General features: G+C 64.6%; 15 protein-coding genes and 1 pseudogene. 5 read left to right on the plus strand and 11 right to left on the minus strand.

Translation table 11 applies throughout. The features are described from left to right. Positions 1 to 6 precede the first annotated feature (6 nt). The 5 genes from ilvD to ACGGKE_RS17080 all read right to left on the minus strand — a co-directional run bounded on the left by ilvD (position 7) and on the right by ACGGKE_RS17080 (position 10,304). Positions 7 to 1,857, minus strand: coding sequence for a dihydroxy-acid dehydratase (gene ilvD / locus ACGGKE_RS17060; protein ID WP_394442567.1), 1,851 nt, complete (start codon positions 1,855 to 1,857; stop codon positions 7 to 9). A 197-nt stretch (positions 1,858 to 2,054) separates the two neighbouring features. Further along, positions 2,055 to 4,109: a glycoside hydrolase family 97 protein gene (locus tag ACGGKE_RS17065; protein ID WP_394442570.1), complete on the minus strand. Its 2,055-nt coding sequence runs from the start codon at positions 4,107 to 4,109 to the stop codon at positions 2,055 to 2,057. A gap of 10 nt (positions 4,110 to 4,119) precedes the next feature. Beyond that, positions 4,120 to 5,727 (minus strand): alpha-amylase family glycosyl hydrolase, encoded by a 1,608-nt coding sequence (locus ACGGKE_RS17070; RefSeq protein WP_394442573.1) that lies wholly within the window; start codon positions 5,725 to 5,727, stop codon positions 4,120 to 4,122. A gap of 15 nt (positions 5,728 to 5,742) precedes the next feature. Continuing rightward, positions 5,743 to 7,569: an alpha-amylase family glycosyl hydrolase gene (locus tag ACGGKE_RS17075; protein ID WP_394442576.1), complete on the minus strand. Its 1,827-nt coding sequence runs from the start codon at positions 7,567 to 7,569 to the stop codon at positions 5,743 to 5,745. Positions 7,570 to 7,637: 68 nt separating this feature from the next. Beyond that, positions 7,638 to 10,304: a TonB-dependent receptor gene (locus ACGGKE_RS17080; protein WP_394443092.1), complete on the minus strand. Its 2,667-nt coding sequence runs from the start codon at positions 10,302 to 10,304 to the stop codon at positions 7,638 to 7,640. A 319-nt stretch (positions 10,305 to 10,623) separates the two neighbouring features. On the opposite strand from ACGGKE_RS17080, the gene ACGGKE_RS17085 reads away from it, so the two are divergent. Together ACGGKE_RS17085 and ACGGKE_RS17090 are read left to right on the plus strand one after the other, a co-directional pair. Then, the gene (locus tag ACGGKE_RS17085) at positions 10,624 to 11,658 is read left to right on the plus strand and encodes a LacI family DNA-binding transcriptional regulator (RefSeq protein ID WP_394442578.1); all 1,035 of its coding nucleotides are present in this window, start codon (positions 10,624 to 10,626) and stop codon (positions 11,656 to 11,658) included. A gap of 153 nt (positions 11,659 to 11,811) precedes the next feature. Continuing rightward, positions 11,812 to 12,993 (plus strand): annotated as a pseudogene (locus ACGGKE_RS17090) (MFS transporter); the annotation flags it as partial. Between the two features lie 107 nt (positions 12,994 to 13,100). On the opposite strand, the gene ACGGKE_RS17095 reads toward ACGGKE_RS17090, so the two are convergent. From ACGGKE_RS17095 to ACGGKE_RS17105, 3 genes are read right to left on the minus strand one after another with little or no spacing between them, the layout of a single operon-like run. Further along, on the minus strand, positions 13,101 to 14,093 hold the full coding sequence (locus ACGGKE_RS17095) for a nuclease (protein ID WP_394442581.1): 993 nt from the start codon (positions 14,091 to 14,093) through the stop codon (positions 13,101 to 13,103). Positions 14,094 to 14,104: 11 nt separating this feature from the next. Further along, positions 14,105 to 15,262 carry a YdcF family protein gene (locus tag ACGGKE_RS17100; RefSeq protein ID WP_394442584.1) on the minus strand — a complete coding sequence of 386 codons (1,158 nt, stop codon included), beginning with the start codon at positions 15,260 to 15,262 and terminating at the stop codon, positions 14,105 to 14,107. 20 nt (positions 15,263 to 15,282) lie between these two features. Then, positions 15,283 to 17,769, minus strand: coding sequence for a TonB-dependent receptor (locus ACGGKE_RS17105; RefSeq protein WP_394442587.1), 2,487 nt, complete (start codon positions 17,767 to 17,769; stop codon positions 15,283 to 15,285). A gap of 129 nt (positions 17,770 to 17,898) precedes the next feature. Between ACGGKE_RS17105 and ACGGKE_RS17110 the strand changes: the two genes are divergently transcribed. Together ACGGKE_RS17110 and ACGGKE_RS17115 are read left to right on the plus strand one after the other, a co-directional pair. Then, a complete protein-coding gene (locus ACGGKE_RS17110) occupies positions 17,899 to 19,011 on the plus strand; it encodes an ROK family protein (protein WP_394442590.1) in 1,113 nt (370 codons plus the stop codon). Positions 19,012 to 19,096: 85 nt separating this feature from the next. Next, positions 19,097 to 20,704 (plus strand): inorganic phosphate transporter, encoded by a 1,608-nt coding sequence (locus tag ACGGKE_RS17115; protein WP_394442593.1) that lies wholly within the window; start codon positions 19,097 to 19,099, stop codon positions 20,702 to 20,704. A gap of 23 nt (positions 20,705 to 20,727) precedes the next feature. Here the strand turns inward: ACGGKE_RS17115 and ACGGKE_RS17120 are convergent, their stop codons facing one another. From ACGGKE_RS17120 to cysD, 3 genes are all read right to left on the minus strand, one after another. Next, positions 20,728 to 21,492, minus strand: a complete 765-nt coding sequence (locus ACGGKE_RS17120) for a 3'(2'),5'-bisphosphate nucleotidase CysQ (protein ID WP_394443094.1) — start codon at positions 21,490 to 21,492, stop codon at positions 20,728 to 20,730. Between the two features lie 23 nt (positions 21,493 to 21,515). Continuing rightward, positions 21,516 to 23,435, minus strand: coding sequence for a sulfate adenylyltransferase subunit CysN (cysN, locus tag ACGGKE_RS17125; protein WP_394442596.1), 1,920 nt, complete (start codon positions 23,433 to 23,435; stop codon positions 21,516 to 21,518). Positions 23,436 to 23,542: 107 nt separating this feature from the next. Further along, complete coding sequence (gene cysD / locus ACGGKE_RS17130) at positions 23,543 to 24,454, minus strand: sulfate adenylyltransferase subunit CysD (RefSeq protein ID WP_394442599.1); 912 nt, start codon at positions 24,452 to 24,454, stop codon at positions 23,543 to 23,545. Positions 24,455 to 24,538: 84 nt separating this feature from the next. Here cysD and ACGGKE_RS17135 point away from each other — a divergent pair, with 84 nt between their 5' ends. Then, positions 24,539 to 25,612 (plus strand): helix-turn-helix transcriptional regulator, encoded by a 1,074-nt coding sequence (locus ACGGKE_RS17135; protein WP_394442602.1) that lies wholly within the window; start codon positions 24,539 to 24,541, stop codon positions 25,610 to 25,612. Positions 25,613 to 25,641 lie beyond the last annotated feature (29 nt).

The raw sequence follows: 25,641 nt of genomic DNA on the forward strand, positions 1-25,641 counted from the left end.
TTGCGCTCAGCGCTCGATCTGGCTGACGTCGCGCACCGCCCCCTTGGCGGCGTTGGTCGTCATCGCCGCATAGGCGCGCAACGCCGGGGACACGGCGCGCTTGCGGCCGAAGGGCTTCCACGCCTTGACGCCCCGCGCTTCCATGTCGGCGCGGCGCTCGGCCAGGATCGCGTCGTCCAGATCGACCTTGATGATGCGGGCGGGGATGTCGATCACGATCGGGTCACCCGTCTCGACCAGCGCGATCAGCCCGCCTTCGGCGGCTTCGGGCGAGACATGACCGATCGACAGGCCGGACGTTCCGCCAGAAAAACGCCCGTCCGTGATGAGCGCGCAGGCTTTTCCCAGACCCTTCGACTTGAGGTAACTGGTGGGATAGAGCATTTCCTGCATGCCGGGCCCACCCTTGGGCCCTTCATAGCGGATGATGACGACATCGCCGGCCTTGACTTCATTGCCCAGGATGCCGGCGACCGCCGCGTCCTGGCTCTCATAGACGCGCGCCGTTCCGTGGAAGACCAGGATGCTCTCGTCCACGCCCGCGGTCTTCACGATGCAGCCTTCGGGCGCGAGGTTGCCGAACAGTACGGCCAGGCCGCCATCTTTGGAAAAGGCATGTTCGGCAGAGCGGATCACGCCCTTCTCGCGGTCGCTGTCCAGTTCCTCCCAGCGCGCGGCCTGGCTGAAGGCGACCTGCGTCGGCACGCCGCCGGGGGCCGCGCGATAGAAGTTGCGCACTTCTTCGCTGTTGGTGCGGCCAATGTCCCAGCGGGCGAGCGCATCGCCCATCGTGCGGCTGTGCACCGTTGGCAGGCTGGCGTCGATCAGCCCCGCGCGCTCCAGTTCGCCCAGGATCGCCATGATCCCGCCGGCGCGGTGGACATCCTCCATATGGACGTCGTTCTTGGCGGGCGCGACCTTGCAGAGGCACGGCACGCGGCGCGACAGCCGGTCGATATCCGCCATGGTGAAATCGACCCCGCCTTCATGAGCGGCGGCCAGCAGGTGGAGGACGGTGTTGGACGACCCGCCCATCGCGATGTCGAGGCTCATGGCGTTTTCGAACGCGGCAAAATTGGCGATGCTGCGCGGCAGGACGCTGGCGTCGTCCTGCTCATACCAGCGCTTGGTGATGTCGACGATCAGATGCCCGGCCTCGCGGAACAGCCGCTCGCGGTCGGCGTGGGTGGCGAGCGTCGAACCATTGCCGGGCAGCGACAGGCCCAGCGCTTCGGTCAGGCAATTCATCGAATTGGCCGTGAACATGCCCGAACAGCTGCCGCAGGTCGGGCAGGCGGAGCGCTCGATCGTCTGCACTTCCTCGTCGGTATAGCTTTCGTCGGCGGCGACGACCATCGCGTCGACCAGATCGAGCGCCTGCGTCTTGCCGCGCAGCACGACCTTGCCCGCTTCCATCGGCCCGCCGGACACGAAAACGACCGGGATGTTGAGGCGCATCGCCGCCATCAGCATGCCGGGCGTGATCTTGTCGCAGTTGGAGATGCACACGATCGCGTCGGCGCAATGGGCGTTGACCATATATTCGACGCTGTCGGCGATGAGGTCGCGGCTGGGCAGCGAATAGAGCATGCCGCCATGGCCCATGGCGATGCCGTCATCAACCGCGATAGTGTTGAATTCCTTGGCGACGCCACCGGCCGCCTCGATCTCGCGCGCGACCAGCTGCCCCAGATCCTTCAGATGGACGTGGCCGGGCACGAACTGGGTGAAGCTGTTGGCGATAGCGATGATGGGCTTGCCGAAATCCTCGTCCTTCATCCCCGTCGCGCGCCAAAGGCCACGTGCGCCCGCCATGTTGCGGCCGTGAGTGGTGGTGCGGGAACGATAGGCAGGCATGACTCGGGTCCTTCAGCGTATGGAGGCGGCTCCTCTACAGGCTGAGGTCAGGCATTGAAACAAATTATTCCTTCTGCCCCCGTGAGCTGTCATTTTCTTGCGCTGGCATCCGCTGCGCCGTCCTTCAGGATACCGCCGGACCGGCGTGCAGTCCGATCCGGCGGCGGGGGAGACCGGCCTGTAAGGCCGGATGCGCATCATCGTTGCGGGGTGAGGCGGATCGCGGCGCCACCGCCCGGCGCCAGCCACAGGTCATAGCGGTCACCCTTTCGGACCGTGCGGGTTTCATAGGCGATGCGGTGGCGCGCCTCCGTCAGATAGGTTGCGCCTTCGCCGTCCTTGTAGATGGTGGCGCTATAGGCCTTGCCCGGCTCCAGCTGATCGAAGGTCAGCGATACGGTCCTGGCCGTCGCGTCATTGACGCCGCCGACATACCAATCCGCGCTGTTGCGGTCCTTGCGTGCGAAGATCGCATAGTCGCCGACCTCGCCCGCGATCAGGTGGCTTTCCGCCCAGTCGGCGGGCACCTGGCGAATGAACGCCAGTTCCTTGGGATATTTCGCCAGCGTCTCGATGAAATCGGCGGCCATCTGGATCGGTGAATAGATCGCCAGATAGAGGCCCAACTGTTTGGCGAGGGTGGAGGCGAGCGGCGCGTGGTTGGCGCCTTCCAGGCTCAGCACCCCGGGGGTGAAGTCCATCGGTCCCGACAGCATGCGGGTATAGACCAGCGTCGGTTCATGGTCCGGTCCGTTGGCGAAGGCGCCCCAGGCATTATATTCCATGCCGCGCGCGCCTTCCCGCCCGACCCAGTTGGGGTAGGTGCGGCGCAGGCCCGTATCCTTGATCGGCTCATGCGCGTTCACCGCGACATGGTTGCGGGCGGCGGTCTCCACCACTTTCAGATGATGCTGCGCCATGCGCTGACCGTCATGCCATTCCATCCGCCGCTGTCCCGCCGCATCACCCGGCGCGATGATCCCACCGGCATCGGCGACGTAGCCGGTCTTGACCACATCGACGCCCAGCCGGCCATAAAGCGCCATCGCGTCGTCCAGCTGCGCCTCATAATTGGCGATATTGCCGCCGGTTTCGTGATGGCCGATCAGGCGGACACCCTTCTTTCGCGCATAGGCGGCCAAGCCCGGCAGGTCGAAATCCGGCGTCGACTGGGTGAAACTGAAATCGTCGCCATGGCCGAACCATTCGCCGTTCCAGCCCTTGTCCCAGCCTTCGACCAGGACGCCGCGGAAGCCATGCTTCGCCGCGAAATCGATATATTGCTTCGTCCGTTCGGTCGTCGCTCCATGTTTGGGGCCTTCCGCCCAGGACCAGTCACCCCGGATCATGCCCCACCAGATGCCGATATATTTGGCTGGCGTGAACCAGCTGACGTCGCCCAGCTCGTTGGGCTCGTTGAGGTTCAGCTCCAGATCATTTTCCACCAGGCCCGCGGCATCGTCGGCGATGCGTAGCGTGCGCCAGGGCGTGTTGAAGGGGAGGTCGCGCGTCACGCGCGCCGCCTGCGAAGACGGCGCCAGGGTCGTACGGAACTTGCGTCCATCCGCGCGCTTGAGCCAGTAGCCGGCATAATCGACCAGCGCGGCTTCATGGAAGCTCACATGCGTGCCGTCATCAAGACGCATGGTGATCGGCGTATGCGCGGTCGACACAGCGTCGATCGGTGTCTTCTGATAGACCTGCTCATAACGGTTCCACTCACCGCCGGGAATCCACCAGGCCGTGCCTCCGGGCGCGATGTCGAACTCGGTCGTCTCATCGGCGATGCGCATCGTCTTGAGCCCCGGCTGTTCGGGCAGCTCGTAGCGGAAGCCCACGCCGTCATCGAACAGGCGAAAGCGGATGTTCATCAGACGATTGCCCTGCACATCCGACTGGCGGAAGCGGACCAGCAGTTCGTTATGATGGTCGGTGACGAAGCGACGTTCGCCCCAGGGCTGCTCCCATTTCTCCTTGCCGCTCGCCTTGTCCGACCCGACGATTGAGAAGCCGCGCGTCATGTTGAGGCCGTCGGTCAGCAGGAAGCCGAGCTTCGATGGCGCGATCAGCAGCTTGCCCTTGCGCGAAAGCGACCAGATCGGGCGGCTGTCATTGTCGGTTGAGATAGTCAGCAGCATGCTGCCGTCGGGCGACGTGGCGGTGACGGCGGGCTTGCTCTCCTGCGCCATCGCCGGCGTCATCAGTGCGAGCGGCAGGGTCAGCGCGCAGGCGCGCAACGCGGGGGTCAACATGACTTTCTCCTCATTCCTCGATCAGCAGCGCGCCATAAGCGGGCAAGACGCCAGGTGCGGCGCCATTGACGGCGCAGATGACGGTGTCGGCTCCGGCCGCCTCCAGCGGCCATTCCGCGACCCGGTTCGACAGGTTGAACAGGCAGAGCAGCGACTGGTCCTGCGTCCGCCGGCGGAACATCAACCGCTGCTCGTCCGCGATCAGCACGTCCAGCGCGCCGTGACGCAGCGCCGGATGCCCCTTGCGCAGCGCAATCAGGTCGCGGGTGAAGGCGAGCAGCGACTGGGGGTCAGCCTCCTGCGCATCGACCGCAAGCGCCAGATGATCCTCCCCATGCGGCAGCCAGGGCTCGACGCTGGAAAAGCCCGCCTGTGCCGCGCCGACGCTCCAGGGCAGCGGCGTGCGCGCGCCGTCGCGCGACAGGGTGAGCGGCCAGTTGGCGATCGCTTCGGGGTCCTGCAGCCGTTCGAAGGGAATATCGACCTGGGTGATGCCCAGTTCCTCGCCCTGATACAGGATGGGGTTGCCGCGCAAAGCCATCAGCAGCGCCATCTTGAGCCGCGCGAAGGCCGGGCGATCCTCGGGTGCGCACCAGCGTGACAGCGCGCGCGGCGCGTCATGATTTTCGAACGCCCAGCTGGGCCAGCCCATGCCCGGCTCGTCGGGCCAGCGCTCGACCGTGTCCTTGACCAGGGCTGGCGTCAGCGCAGGAGCATAGAGGAAGTTGAAGCCATAAGCGCTGTTGAGGCGCGCGTCCCCCGCCGTGTAGGCCTTCATCTCCTTTTCGGCGAGGTCGCCGCCCACTTCCGCCATGGTGAACACGGCCCCATAGTTGTCGCACAGCGCCCGGATGCGCTCGACGAAGCCGACCACGTCGGGGTGCGACTGGTTGTAGCGGCGGATCTGAAAGTCGAAGGGGCGGGTGCGCGGCTTGCCATCGTCCGGGGCAGGCGGATTGTCGCGCAATTGCGGGTCATGCATGGAATGGTTGAGCGCATCGAGGCGGAAGCCGTCGACGCCGCGGTTGAGCCAGAAGCGCATCGCGCCGAGCAACGCGTCCTGCACCGCATCCAGATGGACATTGAGCTGCGGCTGGCTGACGAGGAATTGGTGCATATAATATTGGCCGCGCCGCGCGTCCCAGGTCCAGGCTGGTCCGCCGAACACTGATTGCCAATTGTTGGGGGGGCTGCCGTCCGGTTTGGGGTCTGCCCAGACATACCAGTCGGCCTTCTCGCTCGACCGACCCGCGCGGCTGTCCTGAAACCAGGCGTGCAGATCGGACGTGTGCGCATAGACCTGGTCTATCGTGACCTTGAGGCCCAAGTCATGCGCCCGCGCCACCAGCGCATCGAAATCGGCGATGGTGCCGAAAATCGGATCGACGCCGCAATAATCGGCAATGTCATAGCCGAAATCGCGCATCGGGGACGTGAAGAAGGGCGAAATCCAGATCGCATCGGCGCCCAGCCTGGCGACATGCTCCAGCCGCTGCGTGATGCCGGCGAGATCGCCGATGCCGTCGCCATTACTGTCCTGAAAGCTGCGCGGGTAAATCTGGTAGATGACGGCGCCCTTCCACCAGGGAAGATCGGTCGGGATCGGGTCAGGCATCATGCGGTCATCCGGGGATCAGGGGTGGGCGGCGCAGACGGCATAGCCGAAGGCGGGCAGGGTAAGGGTCAGGCTGCCGGGCGCGGCAGCCATGGCGGGGCAATCGCCCGACAAGGGGGCGAAGTTCCGGCTGGCCGGATCGACCGCGACCTGAGTTGTCAGCGCCGTGTCGCTGGTGTTGAAGGCGATCAGCACTTCGCGCCCGTTGTCGGGATCGAAGCGGGAGACGGCGAAGAGACCCGGCTTGTCCGAACTGGCGCGCAGCTTGGTCGCGCCGCGCGACAGTGCCGGGGTTGCGCGGCGCAACTTGGCCAGCCGAGCGATTTCGGCATAGACGGGATGATCGATGGCGAAATTGTCGGCTGCCGTTGTTGCGTTAGTGCCGACGAGCCGATCGCTATTATATTCCGCCACTCGTGAGGGGAACATGTCCTGCCGCGCCTGCTGGTCGTTGCCCGTGCCGGCAAAGCCCTGCTCATCGCCATAATAAAGCGTCGGCACGCCGCGCAGGGTCAGCAGCATCGCGTGGCCGAGCAGCGTCCGCGCCAGCTCTTCGTCCCCGCCCATCTGCGGCTTCGCCTCGCGCAGGAAGAAGGCGAAGCGTCCGGCGTCATGATTGCCCAGGAAAGTGGGCAGCTGCAACGCCCCCGACTTACCGCCTTCATACAGGACATCGTCCTCTGTCAGGCGCGCGAGCATGTCAGTGCCGCTCTTGCCGCTGGCCGCGTCTACTGCTGCGCGCATGAACGCGAAGTCGAGCACGGCCGGAAAACCGGCGTTGCGGGTCCAGCTCGCCAGCAGAGCGGGATCATAGTCGCCCGTCGCGACTTCCCCGAAAATGTGGAAGTTCGGGATGCCCTTCGCAGCCGCATGGTTGCGGATAGCCGGGATGAAGGCGCGCCAGAATTGCGCGTTCACATGCTTGGCGGTGTCGATGCGATAGCCGTCGATGCCGAACCGGTCGATCCAGCCCTGATAGATGGCGATGAAGCCATCCACCACGCGCGGATTTTCGGTCGCCAGATCGTCCAGCCCGACAAAGTCGCCATATTGCGCGCTCTCGCCGCGCCAATCGGTCTCGCCGCGATTATGATAATAGACGGAATCGTTGAGCCAGGCGGGCACCTTCACCTTTTCCTCGCCATTGGGAACGACCGGCGTGTAGGCGAAAGCAGGATCGGTCAGCTTCGCCCAGTTGGCGGGGCTTGCGTCGTCATCGCCCGCAAAGCCGCCGTTGATCGGCGCGCCGGTGACGCCGCCCCGGCGGGAAAAGGGATAGTCGGCCTTGGAGCGATATGGGGCCGCGCTTGCGGGGCTCTCGCGATACTGGATGACGTCAGCCGTGTGGTTGGCGATGATGTCCATATAGACTTTCATGCCGCGCGCATGAGCGGCGTCCACCAGCGCCCGGAAGTCCGCGTCCGTGCCGAAATGCGGGTCGACCTGCGTGAAGTCGGTCACCCAATAGCCATGATAGCCTGCGCTCTCCTGGCCGGGCCTGCCCTGCACGGGCTTGTTCTTGAAGATGGGCGCGAGCCAGATGGCGGTGGCGCCGAGCCCCTGAATATAGTCCAGCTTCGCAGTTAGCCCCTTGAGATCGCCGCCATGGTAGAAGCCGCGCGAGGCGGAGTCATAGCCGGTTTGGAGCCGTCCGCCTTTCAGGCCGCCCTTGTCGTTGCGCGGATCGCCATTGGCGAACCGGTCGGGCAGGATGAAATAGACGATCTCCTGCTCGGGCGTGCGAGCGCGCAATTCCGACAGCGTGTCCGCGCGGGCCGACGCGGCGCTCAAGGCCGCAAGGCTGGCGGCGGCCGTCACGATAATGGTCGTGGCCGTTCGTCCCATCGGGAAACCCCTCTGCTTGACCCATGTGAATGGCCGGCGGCAGGACACCGCCGGCCCAACTCTACACATCAGAAGCGGTAGTTGAAGCCCGCCATGAAGCGGCGGCCATAGCTTTGATAGTTGCGGATCTGGATCGATGCGCCGGTGTCGACAGACACGAAGGGCTCATCGGTCAGATTCTGGCCCTGCAGGAAGAGCGACAGACCTTCCAGCGCGCTGCCCTTCTGGAAATCATAGCCGATCTGCCCGTCGACGATCGTCTCGCTCAGCGCGCGGCGCAATTCCCGCTCGCCGCCAAAGCCGACGAACTGGCCCACGAAGGAGGACCGGTAACGCACCGATCCGCGCGCCGAAAAGCCCCATTTTTCGAAGAACAGCGTGCCGTTCGCCACCCAGCGCGAATAATCGGGCAGGTCTTCCGCCGCTGCGTCGACGCCCGGCCGGATGCTTGTCTTGGTGTAACCTGCGCCACCGGTGAGGCCAAAGCCCTCCAGCGCGGACGTGATCACTTCAAAAGGCACGGTGCCAGCGATTTCGAACCCATAGAGCTTGCCGCCCGATCCGTTCACCGGCCGCGTGATCGTGCCTTGCAGGTCGGTGACGCCCGGCGGCAGGACGATGGGCAGGCCGGTATAGTCGAACGGCACCGTCTCGCGATAGACATAGCTTTGCAGCTTCTTGTAGAACAGCTGCAGGCCGACATAGCCCTTGGTGCCGAAATATTTCTCGAAATTGAGGTCCGCGGCCCAGGCGCGATAGGGGCGCAGCGTCGGGGTGCCGCCGGTGCCGGTGATGGTGCCGCTGTTGGTGTTGTAGCCATAATCCAGGCTGACCTTCATATCCTCGAAGCGCGGACGCTGGATTTCGCGCGCGCCCGACAGGCGGATGACGAAGTCGCTCGGGAAGCGCAGCGACAGGTTGGCGCTGGGCAGGACATCCCAATAGGTCGCGCCGCGCGTCGTCGGCACCAGGTCCGCCGCCGCCAGGTTCTGGAAGCCGCGCGACTTCTGCTCGGTATTTTGCGCCAGCACGCCCACATTGCCGGTCAGTTCGGCCGCGCCCACCGCGGCCTTGATGTCGGCCATCAGATAGGCGGACATCACGCGCTCGGTGACGGAATAGGCCTTGGCGGGCACATCCTTGCTGGGGTTGGCGGTCAGCACATAGACGCCATCCTCCAGCAGCTGGAAGGGGTCATAGGACAGGATCGGCCCGACGCCGATAATGTCCAGATCCGTGGCGCTCATCCGATATTGCTCCGGCAGCACCAGCGATGTCGCGCCATTGGCGAGGTTCAGGAAATATTCGTTGGGCGTCTTGGACTTGGTGCGATCGGTATAGCCTAGGCCCGCCGTCACCTTGGACAGGAAGCCGCTGTCGACCTCCTTGCCGAACTCGATCTGATAGCTTTTCAGCTCATCGTCGATGATGCGGTCGTTATAATAGCCCTCCTGATGGCCGAGCGGCGCGCCCGCGCCCCAGCCCAGCGGATCGGTCAGGACCATGAGGTCCGGATCGCTATAGTCCAGCTGGCTGCTGGTGAAGCGCGTGCCGGTGCGGGTGCTGACGAAATCCAGCGTGTCGGTCGCACCCACCCCGGGGCCATAGCCGGTGCCCGCATTGGTTTCGAGCGACAGCTCGCTGCGATCAGTGCGCGAATAGCCAAAGTCGAAACTGGCCGACCAGCCGTCGTCCCCGCTATATTTGGCGTTGAAGCCGCCCGAGAATATCTGCGACGTGCGCTCATAGCCATGGTTGTTCACCACCGCTTCGACATTGGTGAAGGTGCCGCTGTCGATGAAATTGCCGTCGCTTGTCGTGCTGCCGGGGACCAGCGTCGCGCTGGACCAGTAGAGCGGAAATTCCACGCCGCGCTTGATCTGCTTGTCCTTGAAGTCGCCGTAGAAGCCGTCGAACGTCAGCATCAGCGTGTCGGTCGCCTGCACCTGCACGCTGCCCTGGATGCCCAGGCGCTTGAGCTGGGTGGACACGCCGAACGGCTTGACGCCGCCAATCACCTTCTCGCCATCGGCGGTGTCGGCATAGCCCCAGGCTTCGAACTCCTTGGACTGGTAGGGTTCGTCGCTATAGGCGACCGACAGGGCGACGCCGATGCGGTCGCCGGCAAACTGGTCGACATAGGTGCCGGTCAGGCGATAGCCCATATCCTTGCTGTCGGCGTTGACCTTGCCCAGGTCGGCATAGACGCCGCGTGCGCCGACGGCGACCAGCTGCTTGCCATAATCGAGCGGGCGGATGGTGCGGATATCGACCGTGCCGACCAGCCCCTGATGGATGAGGTTCGCCTGCGGCGTCTTGTAGACATCCACGCGGCTGACGACTTCGGCGGGATATTGGTCGAACTCGACATTGCGCTGTTCGCCGGTCGATGTCTGCGGCCGGCCATTGAGCGTGGTCGAGGACAGGTCGGCGCTGGCGCCGCGGATCGCGATCGAATTGGCGCGGCCGAACAGACGCTGCGACGTGAGGCCGGGCAGGCGGGCAATGGATTCGCCGATCGATGCGTCGGGCAGCTTGCCGATATCCTCGGCCGAAACCGACTCAACGATTGTCTGCGCATTCTTCTTCACATTGACCGCACTTTCCAGCGCGGCGCGAAAGCCGGTGACAACGATCGTGCTGGCAGGATCATCCTGCGGCGCGCTTTCGGCCTGCGGCGCGCTGTCCTGCGCCATGGCGGGCGCAGCGCCCGCCGCCGCGACGATCGCGAGCATGGAAGCGCCCAGCCACTGGGCGCGGTCGATATGATTGGCCACTTTATCCTCTCCCCTTGCCGCCGGCGATCCCTGTCGCAGCCGGCGCGAAACCCTTGTCGGCCGCGCTGGTGCCCGTGTAGCGCCACTTCCCCGCGGTGGCGTCCATCTACGCCGCGTGGGCCAGACACCGCCATAGGGCATACGTATACGCATAATATGCAGCCAGCACGGGAAGCACGGCACTGTGGCCCCGATGCAACGCGGCAGGCGGGGCGAAGCTAGGCAATTGCGCCGCTTTGCCGAGGCTTCTACCAAGGGATAAGCGCAGGAGACACAGATGGGGCGGCAGCCGAGCAGCAAACCGACCAGCTTCGACATCGCCTATCTGGCCGGCGTGTCGCAGCCCACGGTAAGCCGTGCGCTGCGGGGATCGCGCTCTGTCAGCCTCGCCACCCGGCAGCGGATCGAAGCGATCGCGCGCGAGCTCAACTATTCGGTGGACAAGAACGCCTCCTCGCTCCGCTCGCAGCGCTCCAACACCATTGCGCTGCTCTTTTTCGAAGATCCGACGCCCGATGAATCCAACATCAACCCCTTCTTCCTGGCGATGCTGGGATCGATTACCCGCCAATGCGCCGCCCATGGTCTCGACCTGCTGATCTCCTTCCAGAAGATGGAGGATGACTGGCATGTTCGTTACCAGGATAGCCATCGCGCCGACGGGCTGATCCTCCTGGGCTATGGCGACTATACACTCTACAAGCAGCGGCTGGAGCAGCTGGTCGGCCATGGCACCCATTTCGTGCGCTGGGGATCGGTCGGCGACGACAATATCGGGTCTACCGTGGGGTCCGACAATGTCGGCGCGGGGCGGCTCGCCGGCGATCATCTGCTGGCGCTCGGCCGGCGTCGCATCGCCTTTCTGGGCCATGCCGATGAACATTATCCCGAATTTGCGGATCGCTACCAAGGCCTGTGCGCCGCCCTTCAGGCGCAGGGCATCACGCCCGATCCCTTGTTGCAGGTCGATGCCCTGACGGCCGAGGATGCAGGCCAAGCGGCCGCGCGAACGCTGATGGAGCGGGATGTCTCCTTCGACGCGATCTTCGCGGCCAGCGACCTGATCGCCATCGGCGCAATGCGCGCTCTGGCCGAAATGGGGATGAGCATCCCGAAGGATGTGGCGATCGTCGGCTTTGATGACATCCCAGCCGCCAGCCTGACCAGCCCGCCGCTCACGACCATCATGCAGGATATGAAGGGCGCCGGGGAGCTGCTCGTGGAAACGGTGCTGGCGCAGGTGGAAGGGCGCGCCCTTCCGCCCACCATGCTGCCCGCCCGCCTGGTCGTCCGGCGCAGCACGAACGGATGACGGCTTCGCTCTGCCGCTGACGGTGAAGCGCTGCTGTCGCGAAACTGAAAGAATGCGCGCCTAGGCGGCGGCACAGGCGAGCCAGCACCGCTGGCGTCCTTCACTCAGACCCTGATGAGACCTTCCTTGTCGAACATGGCAGTCGAGGCACGGATGCTCGCCTATTCCTCGGGCAATTTCGGCAAGGCGCTGCTCTTCTCCGGCGCGGACCTCACCATCCTGTTCCTGCTCATCGACGTGCTAGGACTTGGCGCAACGACCGCCGGGCTGATGATGCTGGTCGCCTTGTGCGGCGATCTTCTGTTCGATCTGGTGGCGGCGCGGCTGGTCATCCGGTTGCGGCGGGCGGGCAGGGGCTATCGCTGGCTGGTGGTCGCCGCGGCGACGCCCTGCGCTCTCGCCTTCGCGCTGCTCTACGCCATGCCGGCCTTGGGCGCGCGTCAGCTTTGGCCCTTGGCCGCCGCGCTGCTGATTTTCCGCGGCGCCTATGCGGTGATCGACGTGCCGCACAATGCGCTGATGGCGCAAGTGGCGGGCGACAGCCGCGCGCGGGGCAGGGTGTCTGGCTATCGGCTGCTGTTCAGTACCACCGCGGCGCTTGCCATCGCGACGATCCTGACGCCACTGGTCCAGCAGGCGGGCCGCGCGCAGGCCTTCGATCGGCTGGCGTTGATGGGGGGCGCCGCGGCGGCGCTGTTCGTGCTTACCATGATGGCATGCGCCCTCGCGTCCAGCGGCGGGCGGCGCGACGTATCGGCTGCAAGCGATGGCATATCGGTGCCGTTGCGCGACCCGATGGTGCTGGGCATGGGGCTGCTCGCCATGCTGACCGGCTTTGCCGCGCCCAGCTTCGGGCGGATGCTGCTATATATCGGAAGCTATGTCGTGCATCGGCCCGATCTGGTGCCGACGCTGTTGCTGGCGGTGACCGCGGGGCAGTTTGCCGGCGTTATCGGCTGGACCGCATTGACGCACAGGTTCAGCAAGAGCCTCCTGCTGGCGGCAGGGCATGGCGTGAGCGCCGCCGGGCTCATCTTGTTCGCGCTCTGCCTCGCCTCTCCCCCCGCGCTCATCGCCTGCGCGGCCTTGATCGGCTTCGGCTTCGCCAGCGTCTTCATGCTCCCGTGGGGGCTGCTTGCCGATGCGGTCGATGTGGTCGAATGGCGCAGCGGGCGGCGCTTCGAAACGGGACTGTTCGCTTATTATCTCGTCGTCGTGAAGGCGAGCGGTGCGGCTTCCACGGCCTTGATCGGCTGGACTTTGGGCGCGCTCGGCTATGCACCCGCAACAGCGCAGGGCGAAACGGTGCAGGCCGGGATGCTGGCGCTTGGTTTGGGCGTGCCGCTGGCCGGATCACTCGCCGCCATGGGTCTGCTGCGGCGCTTCGATCTTGATCATGGCCGGCACGCCCGTCTGCTTGTCGCTCTCGCGCGGCGCCGCGCTCAATCGGGCGCGGAGCCGGTTTCGGGATTGAAGTGTGGATTATCGAAATCGAGCGGACCCGGCTTCACCTCGGTTGGCGGGGAGGCGCTTTCCGCCCAGGCGCGACAGACCATGTCACGCAGCATTGTCGCCGCCGCCGCTGTCCGTTCATAGATCAGGGCGCGCACGTCGGGGTCGGCGAAATCGGCGAATCCGTTCCGCTTTTCCAGCTTGTAGACCGTCTCCACCTGATCGCCCGCTTCGTCGAGATAAGCGAGCACCGCATCGAACATGTCGCCGCTGCGGTGCCCCGGTGCGCCGATCCGGGGCGCGATGTCGGCCACGCTCAGGCCCATGCCGTCGACGAACTGGCTTTCAAAACGGCCATGGATGCTGCGATCACGCGTATAACCTTGGGGATTGTCGCCGATCCAGCCGTCGGAATGGATCGAGTCATGCAGCGGCTGCCCGCCATCGCCGATATAATGGCCCAGGCGGATCGCCTGAAAGGCGCAATGCTGCTCGGGAAAAGCGGCGCTGACGCCTTCCGCCTGCGCCTTGCGGATCTGACGCATGCACACGACCATCCGGTCATAGGCCTCGATCGCGGCATAGGGCAGGGTGCCGGTCCATCGCACATTGGTGCGCGCCGCCGTCGCCGGGTCACTGTCCTTGATCTGCTCATGATGTTTGTAGAGCGCCAGGATGAATTCATAGCGAGAACGCGGGATCGGCCGGACGAAGGCGAACTGCTCGCGGAACCAGCCATGATTGGGATCTTCCTCGATCTTGGAAAAATTCTCCGACGCACCGCGCCAGCTGTCGGGCAGCGAAGCGGAAGCGGCGATATAGGCGGCATGGCGGCGCAGGAACACCGGGCCATCGTCGGGAATCGCCTCGATCGCGGCGCGGTCGATCACCGCATGCGCGGTCCCGCCCCAAGCGCCGGCGGACTGGGGCAGCATCATCGCCACGCCGGACAGCGCGATGAGTGCGAGGGGCAGGATATGCATGGGCGGGCTCCTCAGGGGTCGAGCGGATCGCGCGGGTCGACCCGGTTCGATTGGGGCAGGGGGCGGAACAGCAATTCGGTGGGCGACAGCCGAGCGCCTATCGTGCCTGGCTGATAACCCAGTTCCCGCGTATTGCGCCGCACGAAGTCACCGCTTTCGATCGCCGCGCTTTGACTGGGGTTGCAGACGATCAGTGCATCCTTGTTCATCGGCGCGCGCATCATCATCAACAAGCGCGCGGCGTTGCGCAAGTTGGTGGTGGTGTGACGGGCATAGGGCTCGATGACGATCGCTTCGGCCGGTATGCCATAGCGGTCGATCAGCGCCTTGCGCATCTCCGCCGCTTCGGCGAAGGGGGTGGCGCGCGGATGGGCGCGCCCGCCACTCAGGATGATGAACGGCGCCTCTCCCCTGGCGAACCGGTCGGCTGCCAGGCGCAGATGATATTTGCCGACGGGGCTCAGCGCCATGCCTTCGACCTCCGGACCGATGCCGGTGACGATCATCGCGCTGTAGCGATAGCGGCTCCAGTCGATCGCGCGCGCCCGCTCCATCGCGGCCCTGTTGGCGCCGCCATCGCGCGGCTCATAGCCCACCGCATCGGTCCGGTCGCTGCCATCGAGCAGCGCCAGCGCATAGTCGAAGCTCGGATCCATCGCCTGTACCGATCCGGCGCGCGGCAGCGGCGCCAGCCATTGCGCCGCCCGCAGCCGCGCCTCCCGTTCGCGCGGGTCGATCGCGCCCGCTCCGTCGATGTCGGGATAAGGGGGCACGTCGCCCAGTCCATAGCTGCGCACGATGGCGTTGATCCCTGCCACTTCCCGGCCGGCCTGGGCGGCCAATCCATCGTCCGGCGCTGCCACGTCGTCCAGCGTGGCGGCTGCTCGCGTCAGCGCCTCGGCCTCTTCCGCTGTCCAGAGCATGGCATGGGCGATGCAGAGGGGCGCGTCCGCGCAGGCGGCGCGGCGCGCCTCCCGCGCCTGGAGCGCAACAGACAGCGCCGGGTCGGCGCGCAGGGTGCGCATGTGACGGGCATCCTCGCCGACCGCATCGAACAGGGGGAAAAGCCGCTGCGACAGCTGCGCCACAAGCTGGTCGCGCACTGCCCCGGCTTCAGCCGGGACAGTCGCCGTCGCGATCATCGCCATCGTCACAATCGGCACGGCCATGTGCAATATGCTGCGCACCATCACCAGGACTTGCTGACGACGAGGCGGAAGTTGCGACCGAAGATCGGACGGCCGTAGATCGCCTCCGAACTGCCCTGGCCCGCCAGGGAATCGGTGCGGGTATTGCCTTCGGTCAGGCCATGGGCATTGAACAGATTGTCGCCCACGATCTGCAGCTGCCAGCTGCCTCGCCGCGCGGTGACCCCCGCGCCCACCGTGCCATAGGAGGGCAAAGCGGTGTTGTTGTAGAGGTCGACATAGCGCTTGCCCATATAGGTGTAGCGGCCATAGACCGACACGTCCGTCTCTCCGGTCTGGAAGTCGAAGCTCGGACGGATATTGCCATAGATCTTGGGCTGGCGAACGATCTGGTTGCCTTCTGCCTGCTCCGGATCGGCCCCGGTCGCGCTTTCGAAATTCTTGTATTTGGGGTCGCTGATCGTCAGGGCGCCGTTCAGCGTGAACCAGGGCGTCACCGCCAGGCTGCCGTCGAACTCGACGCCTTTGACCTGCGCTTCGCCGATGAAGGGCACGTTGACATCATTGCGGCCGGTGGTCGGGTCATAGGCCAGGAAGGACGCGTTCAGCGGATCAAAATTGGTGTAGAAACCAGTGATGTAGAGGTAGGATCGGCCAAAAGCGAGCTTGAGACCTGCTTCATATTGATCCGCGACCGTGGTGATGATCGTCGGGTTGATGCTCATCACCGTCTGCACATTGGGCGGCGTTTCCAGATGCGACGCGCGGCCATAGATCCCGATGTTGCGGCTGAAATCATAATTGGCCCCGATCGTCCAGTTGGTGACGTCGGTCTTGCGCTTCTGGTTCAGGATGACGCCGGTGAAGGCGCGGGTGGTGTCATCCGCCAGCGTCGTTCCGTCGCCCAGGTTCGCTTGTTCGGTCAGCGCCGCCCAGCCCTTGTAGCTGTAGCGTTCATGGCGAACGCCGCCATCGATGCGCAGGCCGGCCACGATCTCCCAGGTGTCGTTGGCGTAGATGGCGAACATCTTGGCGTCGCTGTCGCCCTGGTTCAGCGTCGCGGCATAGTTGAGCACGCCATTGTCGGTGACGCGGCCGATTTCCGCGCCGGTGGCGTCATAGGCGACCAGATCCAGCGTCTGCGGCTGTCCGGCGACCTCGATCAGGTAATTCTGATACAGCGTCCGGCTGTCTTCGCCATAGAGGCTGCCATAAAGGCCCAGCTTGATGTCATGGCTGCCGATGCCGGTGTCGAATTTGCGCGCGACCGACAGATTGGCCTGGGCCGAATAGAATTTCGAATGAATGTCGCGATACTGGCCCTGCATGACCAGCCCCGACTTGGCAGAGGGATCATAGGCGGTGTTCGTGCCGGCAAGCACATAGCCGAAGCTGTCGACCGGGCCGAAAGCGGCGCTTGCGCGGGTCAGGTAGCCGGCGGCGAACGCATTCGCGTCAGCCGGGTTGGTGGTGGAATAGAAGGCAGTGAAATCCAGCTTGCCCTGGGTGTAGCCGGCTTTGGCGGAGACGAGCCAGCCGTCAAAATCCCCTTCATATTGCGCGCCGAAATTGACCATCTGCATATGGCGGCCATCGGACAGGTCGCTGTTGCGGCTCTGGATCTGGCCGTTGCCGTCGCGATATTTGAGATTGACGTTGCGGAAGGCCGGCGAGTTCATCGTCCCTTCGAAATAGTCGATATAGGGATCGAGCGAACGGCTGGGATCGCGCGGGTCGGCGATCGGGATCGGCAGGTAGAAGACATTGTGATCGTTGACATAGTTTAGGTTCAGCTTGATGAACCCATTGTCGGTGACATGCTTGATGTTCGCGCGGATCTGGCCGCCCTTGTCATTGGGGAAGCCATTGTCGCGATAGCCGTCATGATAGCGCAGGAAGCCGCCCACCGCATAATAGGTGTCCTTGCTGATCGGGCCGGCCTGATAGGCGTCGAGGCGGAAGAGGCCGGTATCGCCCAGCGTCACCTGCGCCTTGCCGCGCGGATCGTCGTTGCCGGTCACGGTGATGGCGTTGATGATCGCGCCGGAATAGCTTGCATAGACGGGCGCGGGACCGCCGCGCACCACTTCGACGCGATCGGTCATCAGGTCCTGCTTCAGGATCGCATCGCCACGAAAAAAGACCCCGTCATTTTCATGGAACAGCGGCAGCCCGTCCTGCTGGAAGCTCACGAACCCACCATCATTGGGCAGGCCGCGGATGCGATAGATATTTTGCACCTCGCCCCCGGTGATTTCCGTCTGGAATCCGGGAAGCTGGCCGATCAGGTCGGCAAAGTTTACCGGCGCGATCTTCTCGACATCTTCCTGCGACACGGTGTTGATCGCATAGGACACGTCGAAGCGGCGCTGCGCGCGAGTCGATCCGGTGACGATGATGTCGCTGGGCGCATCGCCGGTGGCGTCGGCGGCCGGCGCCGGGTCCGCTTCTTGGGCGTAACCGGGCGCGGAAGCAACGAAGCAAAGCGCGGCGAGCGCCGTGCCGGTGACGAGAATCGATTTGATCATGGTGAGAGACCCCCAGTGGCTTGGTTGGGAGCGCCTCTGGTCGCGCACTATGACGTTTTTAATTATTGTTGTGAAAATAAATAAAAGAATCCAGGACGCGGCTTGGTCGAAGCCGACAGGTGATCTGCCATGCAATTTCCCTCGCTGGACAAGGACCAGCGCCGCATTCTTCAGGCGCTGCGCCGCTTGGGATCGCTGTCGCGCTCGGCGCTTGCGATCGAACTGGAAATGAGCGCAACGGCGCTCACTCGGCTGTCGCGCGACTTGCTTTCGCTGGGCCTGATAGAGGAAGTGCCCGACAATGGCGCGCAAGGGCGCGGTCGTCCGGCGGTGCCGCTGCGACTCGCGGCCGGCGGCGGCTATGCGCTGGGTGCGACGGCACACAGGGGCATGCTGGATGTCGCGCTGGTGGATTTTACCGGCACGACCATCGCCGCCCATCATGAAGCGACCGATCCCCTCGATCCGCAGGCCTTCGCGCGCCGCGTGCGGCAATTGACCCACATGCTGGTCGATCGTCACGGGTTGCTGGGGCGACGCATGCTCGGCATCGGCATCGCGGTTCCCGGCCCGTCGCTCTCCGCCGCGGGCGACCGCTGGAGCGTGGTGGATGTGCTGCCCGGCTGGCGCGACGCGCCCTTGCGTGACATTTTCTCGACCGAGATGGGCTGGCCGCTCTGGATCGAAAATGACGCCAATGCGGCTGCCATCGCCGAATTCTACCTGGGCGGTCTGATCCGCGATTTTTCCACGCTCGTCGTCCTGCTGCTGGGCTTCGGCATCGGCGCCGGCGTCATCACCGACGGGCGGCTGGTGCGCGGTCAATATGGCGTCGCGGGAGAGATTGGCTGCCTCTTTCCCGGTCATCTGCCGCGGCCAAGCCCGCTCGATCTGCTGGCGACGCTGCGCGCGGACGGATGCGACCTTACCTCGCTTGCCGACATTGATTTCGCCGATCCTGCGCAGACGCCGACGATCCTGCGCTGGCTCGACCGTGCGGCGCATCAGCTGGAAACGGTCTGCAATACCGCCTTCGCCTGGCTGGACCCGGGCGCGATCATGCTCGCCGGCACCTTGCCGCCGGTCATCCTTCGGGGGCTGGCGGACAGGCTGCATAGCGCGGACCTCGTCACCACCGTCTTTCAGCGCCGCCCCCCCGTGCGCGTCTCCGCACTGCGCGGATCGCCGATCACCCTGGGCGCGGCCCTGTTGCCGATCCATGCGCTGTCGGTGGACCCCTGAGCCTGCTCACTGCAACCTGAATGTCATCGTCGCGGCTTAGCCAGAATTTGGTCACAATTCCGACCGGGCGAAGGGGACGAATCGAATGAGTGCAACGATCGCCATGAACGGCGACGCCGGCAGACCTGACCTCGACAAGGGGCTGGGTCTGGTCGGAACGATCGGATTCGTCGCGGCGATCGTCGTCGCCCTGCTCTATGTCGCCTACAGCATCTATGCCGATGCCAGCGCGGCGGGGGTGGAGCCGACCACCTATCTGCCCTTCATCCTGCTGTTCGTGGCGCTGCTCATTGCGTTGGGCTTTGAATTCGTGAACGGTTTTCATGACACCGCCAATGCGGTGGCGACGGTCATCTACACCAACGCCATGCCGGCCAATGTGGCGGTCGTCTGGTCGGGCTTCTTCAATTTCCTGGGCGTGCTGCTCTCGACCGGCGCGGTCGCCTTCGGCATAGTCTCGCTGCTGCCGGTCGAACTCATCCTGCAGGTCGGGTCCAGCGCCGGTTTCGCCATGGTATTCGCGCTGCTGATCGCGGCGATCCTGTGGAATCTCGTCACCTGGTGGTTCGGCATTCCCTCCTCCAGCTCCCATACGTTGATCGGATCGATCATCGGCGTGGGCGTCGCCAATGCGATGATGCATGGCAAGAGCGGCACGGCCGGCGTCGATTGGAGCAAGGCGACCGAGATCGGCCAGGCGCTGCTGTTCTCGCCTTTGGTCGGATTCGGCCTGGCCGCCTTGCTGTTCCTCGCGATGAAGATCCTCATCCGCAAGGAAGAGCTGTATCGCGAGCCCAAGGATGGCGTGCCCCCGCCGCCCTGGATCCGCGCGCTGCTGATCTTCACCTGCACTGGCGTCAGCTTCGCCCATGGGTCCAACGACGGGCAGAAGGGGATGGGCCTCATCATGCTGATCCTGATCGGCACCGTGCCTACCGCCTACGCCCTCAATCGCGCCGTTCCCGAACGCTATACGATCGAGTTCCACCAGAACTCCCTCGCTGCGGCCGCGGCTCTGGGCGTGCCACCGATGGTCGGGGCGGACCCGGTGCTCGGTCGCCGCGAAATCACGCGCTATATCGCCGACCGTCAATTGTCGAACGCGACGTTGCCCGCGCTTTCCGTGCTGATCCGCGACGTCGACCGTCAGGTCAGTGAATATGGATCGCTCGCCAAAGTGCCGGCGGCCGCCGTCAGCAATATCCGCAATGACATGTATCTGTCGGCCGAAGCCATCAAGCGCCTGGGCAAGGACGAGCGCGCCGGCCTGTCCGACGCGGCCAACGCAACGCTGGCGACCTATCGCGGGTCGCTGGATGCCGGCACGCGCTTCATCCCCACCTGGGTGAAAGTCGCCGTCGCCTTCGCGCTTGGTCTCGGCACGATGATCGGCTGGAAGCGCATCGTCGTGACGGTCGGCGAAAAGATCGGCAAGTCGCACCTCACTTATGCGCAAGGCGCATCGGCCGAACTGGTGGCCATGGGTACGATCCTGGGCGCGGACCATCTGGGGCTGCCGGTATCGACCACCCATGTCCTCTCGTCCGGCGTGGCCGGCACGATGGCCGCCAACCGCTCCGGACTGCAGATGAGCACCATCCGCAATCTCGCCATAGCCTGGGTGTTGACCCTGCCGGTTTCGATCGCGCTGGCGGGCTTTCTCTACATGCTCTTCTCGCAGATCATCGCCTGACGGCCTGATCCGGGCAAGGCGCGTCAGGCGTTCGCTGGCTCCAGGCCCGCGATCAACCCCAGCACCTTGTCCGCATGCTCCTTGCGGCAGATCAGCAGGTCCGGCAGGTAGACGTCCCGCTGATTATAGACCAGCGGGCTACCATCGATGCGGCTGGCATGAAGACCATGCGCCAGCGCGACCGCCGCCGGCGCCATGCTGTCCCATTCATATTGGCCGCCGCTGTGCAGGTAGATGTCGGCCTGCCCCAGGATCACCGCCATCGCCTTGGCGCCGGCGCTGCCCATCGGCACCAGTTCCGCATCCAGTGCGTCCGCCACCGCCACCGCCTCGGCAGCGGGACGGGTGCGACTGACGACCATGCGCAATCTTTCAGGCGCAGGCGGCAGCGGACGAGGCTGGTCGGATCGCAGCACGGTGCCACCGCCCGTGCCCGTCAGGTCCAGCCCCGGCAGCGCCACGGCGCCGATCGCCGGCGCGCCGTTCACCGCCATGCCGACATGCACCGCCCAGTCGGCCCGCGCCTCGCCATATTCCCGCGTCCCGTCGACCGGGTCGACGATCCACACCCGCTCCTTTTCGATCCGCGCCGCATTGTCCTTTTCTTCTTCGGACAGCAGCCCGTCGTCGGGCCGCGCCTCGCGCAAGGCGTGGCACAGAAACTGGTTGGCGGTCTGATCGCCGGCCCTGCCTAGCGCCTTGGGGCTGAACAGCCCGGACGATCGAACCTCCACCAGGATGCGGCCAGCCACTTCGGCCAGATGCGCCGCCAGATCGGCATCGCTCATCGCCTTAGGATCGACAATGCCGCTCACGGGATCAGTCTCGCAACGATTGCGTCAGCCGCCTCCTCGGCGGTCATGACGGTTGTGTCGATCCGCATTTCCGGATCCTGCGGCGGCTCATAGGGGCTGTCGATGCCGGTGAAATTCTTGAGCTCGCCCGACCGCGCCTTCTTGTAAAGGCCCTTGACGTCGCGCGCCTCGGCTTCGGCCAGCGGCGTGTCGATATGCACCTCGATGAACTCTCCCGGCTGCATCATCTGTCGCACCATGTCGCGTTCAGAGCGGAAGGGCGAGATGAACGCGGTGATGACGATCAAGCCCGCATCGGTCATCAGCTTGGCGACCTCGCCTACGCGGCGGATATTCTCCACCCGGTCGGCGTCGGTGAAGCCCAGATCCTTGTTGAGGCCATGGCGGACATTGTCGCCGTCGAGCAGGAAGGTGTGGCGGTTCATCCGCGCCAGCTTCTTCTCGACCAGATTGGCGATGGTCGACTTGCCCGCGCCCGAAAGCCCGGTGAACCACAGCACGGCGGGCTTCTGGTTCTTTAGCCGAGCGTGAAAATCGCGGCTGACGTCGGTCGCCTGCCAATGGACATTCTGCGCGCGTCGCAGGCTGAAATGCAGCATGCCCGCGGCAACGGTGGCGTTGCTGATCTTGTCGATCAGGATGAAGCCGCCGAGCGTTCGATTGTTGGCATAGGGTTCGAACACGATCTGCCTGTCGGTCGACAGGTTGGCGACGCCGATGGCGTTGAGTTCCAACGTCTTGGCTGCCAGATGCTCCATCGTGTTGACGTTGACTTGATATTTGGGCTGCTGGATCGTGGCCGTCACGGTCTGCGTGCCGATCTTGAGCCAATAGGCGCGGCCCGGCAGCATTTCCTCGTCCGCCATCCACACGATTGTCGCTTCAAACTGGTCGGCCGCCTGGGGCGGATTGTCCGCCAGCGCGATCACGTCACCGCGCGAACAGTCAATCTCGTCGGCGAAGCACAGCGTTACCGACTGACCGGCGACCGCCTGTTCCAGATCGCCATCCAGCGTAACGATCTGCGTGACCTTGCTGGTCTTGCCCGACGGCAATACGCGCACCGCATCGCCCGGCTTTACGCTGCCGGTGGCGATCAGCCCGGAAAAGCCGCGGAAGTCGAGATTGGGGCGATTGACCCATTGCACCGGCATGCGGAACGGCTTGTCCGCGTCAGTCGCGCTGTTGACTTCGACCGTCTCCAAATGCTCGATCAGGCTGGGTCCGCTATACCAGGGCGTATTGGCCGACGCGGCGGTGATATTGTCGCCCTTGAACCCTGAAATCGGCATGGCGGTGAAAGCGCTGATGCCGATCGAAGTCGCAAATTCCGTATAGTCCTTGACGATGGCGTCGAACACCGACTGGTCATAGCCGACCAAGTCCATCTTGTTGACGGCCAATACGATGTTCCGGATGCCGATCAGATGCGCCAGATAGCTGTGCCGGCGCGTCTGGGTCAGCACGCCCTTGCGCGCGTCGATCAGGATCACGGCCAGGTCGGCGGTCGATGCGCCGGTCACCATGTTGCGCGTATATTGTTCATGGCCGGGCGTGTCGGCGACGATGAACTTGCGCTTTTCGGTCGCGAAGAAGCGATAGGCGACATCGATCGTGATGCCCTGTTCGCGTTCGGCGGCAAGCCCGTCGACCAGCAGGGCGAAGTCGATCTCCTGCCCCTGCGTGCCCACCTTGCGCGAATCCGACTGTAGCGCCTCCAGCTGATCCTCGAAGATCATCTTGCTGTCGTAGAGCAGGCGGCCGATCAGCGTCGATTTGCCATCGTCCACCGATCCGCAGGTGATGAAGCGCAGCATCGTCTTGTGCTCATGCACCTTCAGATACTGGTCGATGTCCTGCGCAATCAGGGCGTCGGTCTTGTAGATGGGCTCGTCCATGGTGGTGGTGTCGGACATGTTGGTTTCTCACCCTTTGCCCCCCGACCGTGTCGAAGGGGCTATAATTCCTGAAGACCAGGGCCGGGCTTCGGCAAGCTCGGCCCGGCCGGAAGCGGACTATCTCGTCAGAAATAGCCTTCCTGCTTCTTCTTCTCCATGCCCGCGCCGCCGGCATCCTTGTCGATGGCGCGACCCTGACGCTCGGACGTGGTGGTCAGCAGCGTCTCCTGGATCACCTCGGGCAGCGTCCGGGCTTCGCTTTCCACTGCGCCGGTCAGCGGGTAGCAGCCCAGCGTGCGGAACCGGATCGATCGCATCACCGGTTCCTCGCCCGGCTGCAGCGGGAACCGATCGTCATCGACCATCAGCAACATGCCGTCCCGCTCGACCGTGGGGCGCGGCTGGGCGAAATAGAGCGGCACGATCGGCACGTTGTTCAGATGGATGTACTGCCAGATGTCGAGTTCGGTCCAGTTGCTGATCGGGAAGACGCGAATGCTCTCGCCCTTGTTCTTGCGGGCATTGTAGAGGTTCCATAGCTCGGGCCGCTGGTTCTTGGGGTCCCAGCCATGCGAGGCTGTGCGGAAGGAGAAGATGCGCTCCTTGGCGCGGCTCTTTTCCTCGTCGCGCCGCGCGCCGCCAAAGGCCGCGTCGAACCCGTAGAGGTTGAGCGCCTGCTTCAACCCTTCCGTCTTCCACATATCGGTGTGGAGCGGCCCATGGTCGAAGGGATTGATGCCCCGTTCCTTGGCCTCGGGATTCTGATAGACCAGCAACTCCATTCCGCTTTCGCGCGCCATCCGGTCGCGCAGTTCATACATCGCCTGAAATTTCCAGGTCGTGTCGACATGCAGCAGCGGGAAGGGTGGCGGCGAGGGGTAGAAGGCTCTGCGCGCCAGGTGCAGCATGACGGCGCTGTCCTTGCCCACGGAATAAAGCATCACCGGCTTTTCCGCCTCCGACACCACTTCGCGCATAATGTGGATGCTCTCGGCTTCGAGTCGCTCCAAATGGGTCAGGGTCTTGGTATCGAGCATGGTTCCTCCAGGACAGGCTGAGCCTCTCTTGCATGTCACACCGGCCCGTTGACCTCCCATATGGGAGTGTGCCAGAAAACAGCCATGCGGATGATGAACACCGGGGAGGCGGACCTGCTGGCGGCGCTGCATGATGGTTTGTCGGACCAGCCCTTGTGGAGCCGGTTTCTCGACATGCTTGCGAACGCCACGGGCGCGTCCGGCGCAAGCTTGCTGCTGCGTCCGCAGCAGGGGCCGATCGTGCACCTCTTCTCCGGTCGCATCCTGCCGCCTGTTTTGCAGCAGCGCTTTGTTGACACCCCGAACGCGACTGGTCTCATGCGGGAAGGGCGAGTCTATGCCTTGCCGGAACTGATCCGTGATGCGGATGATGCGACGATCATACCGGCGCTCGAGATGCAGGGGATCAGTCACATCCGCAGCCTGCGGCTGACCGACGCGAGCGCGACAGACGCCTGGCTGACCATCGCTGGCGATCGGGACTTGGGCGCGGCGGCGGGATCGCTGCTCAGCCGCCTGGGGCCGCATCTGAAGATCGCGCTCAACAACCTCCTGGCGTTGGAACGCGAACGGCGCCAGGCGTCCATCTCGTCGGAAATGATGGGGCGGCTGAACTTTGGGTGGCTGACCATCGACGCACGCTGCCGGATCGTCGATCAGTCGCCCAATGTTCAGGAGATTCTCCGTCGCACGTCGCTGCTGCGTCATGGCCGCTATGACCGGCTGACCTTCGCGTCCGCGGCCATCGACCGGGATGTGGCGGCGCTGGCGAAGGCCTTCGCGCATGACTTCCATGCGCGCCCCCGCGCCTTCCGCCTCAGCCAGGACCCCTGGATGGACATGTTCGTGACGCCCATGCCCGACCGTCGGCCGTCGGCCGGGTCTCAGCCAGTGGCAATGCTGTATCTGAGCGGCGACCGCTGGTCGCGGGACGACCGGTGCGAGCAGTTGACCGATCTTTTCGGCCTGCTGCCCAGCGAGGCGCGGCTCGCCTGGGCGATGGCGCAGGGTCGCTCCATCGCCGAAGCCGCGCAGGACCTGGGGCTGACCGTCGAGACCGCCCGCAACTATTCGAAGAAAATCTATTCCAAGACCGGGGCAGGCGGGCAGGCCGACCTGGTCCGCATCATCTTCACCAGCGTGCTGGCAATCATCTGACGTCGCGCCGGCGCGCGCTGCCCGCTATA

The sequence above is a fragment of the Sphingobium naphthae genome (assembly GCF_043589935.1).
Taxonomy (GTDB): domain Bacteria; phylum Pseudomonadota; class Alphaproteobacteria; order Sphingomonadales; family Sphingomonadaceae; genus Sphingobium; species Sphingobium naphthae_A.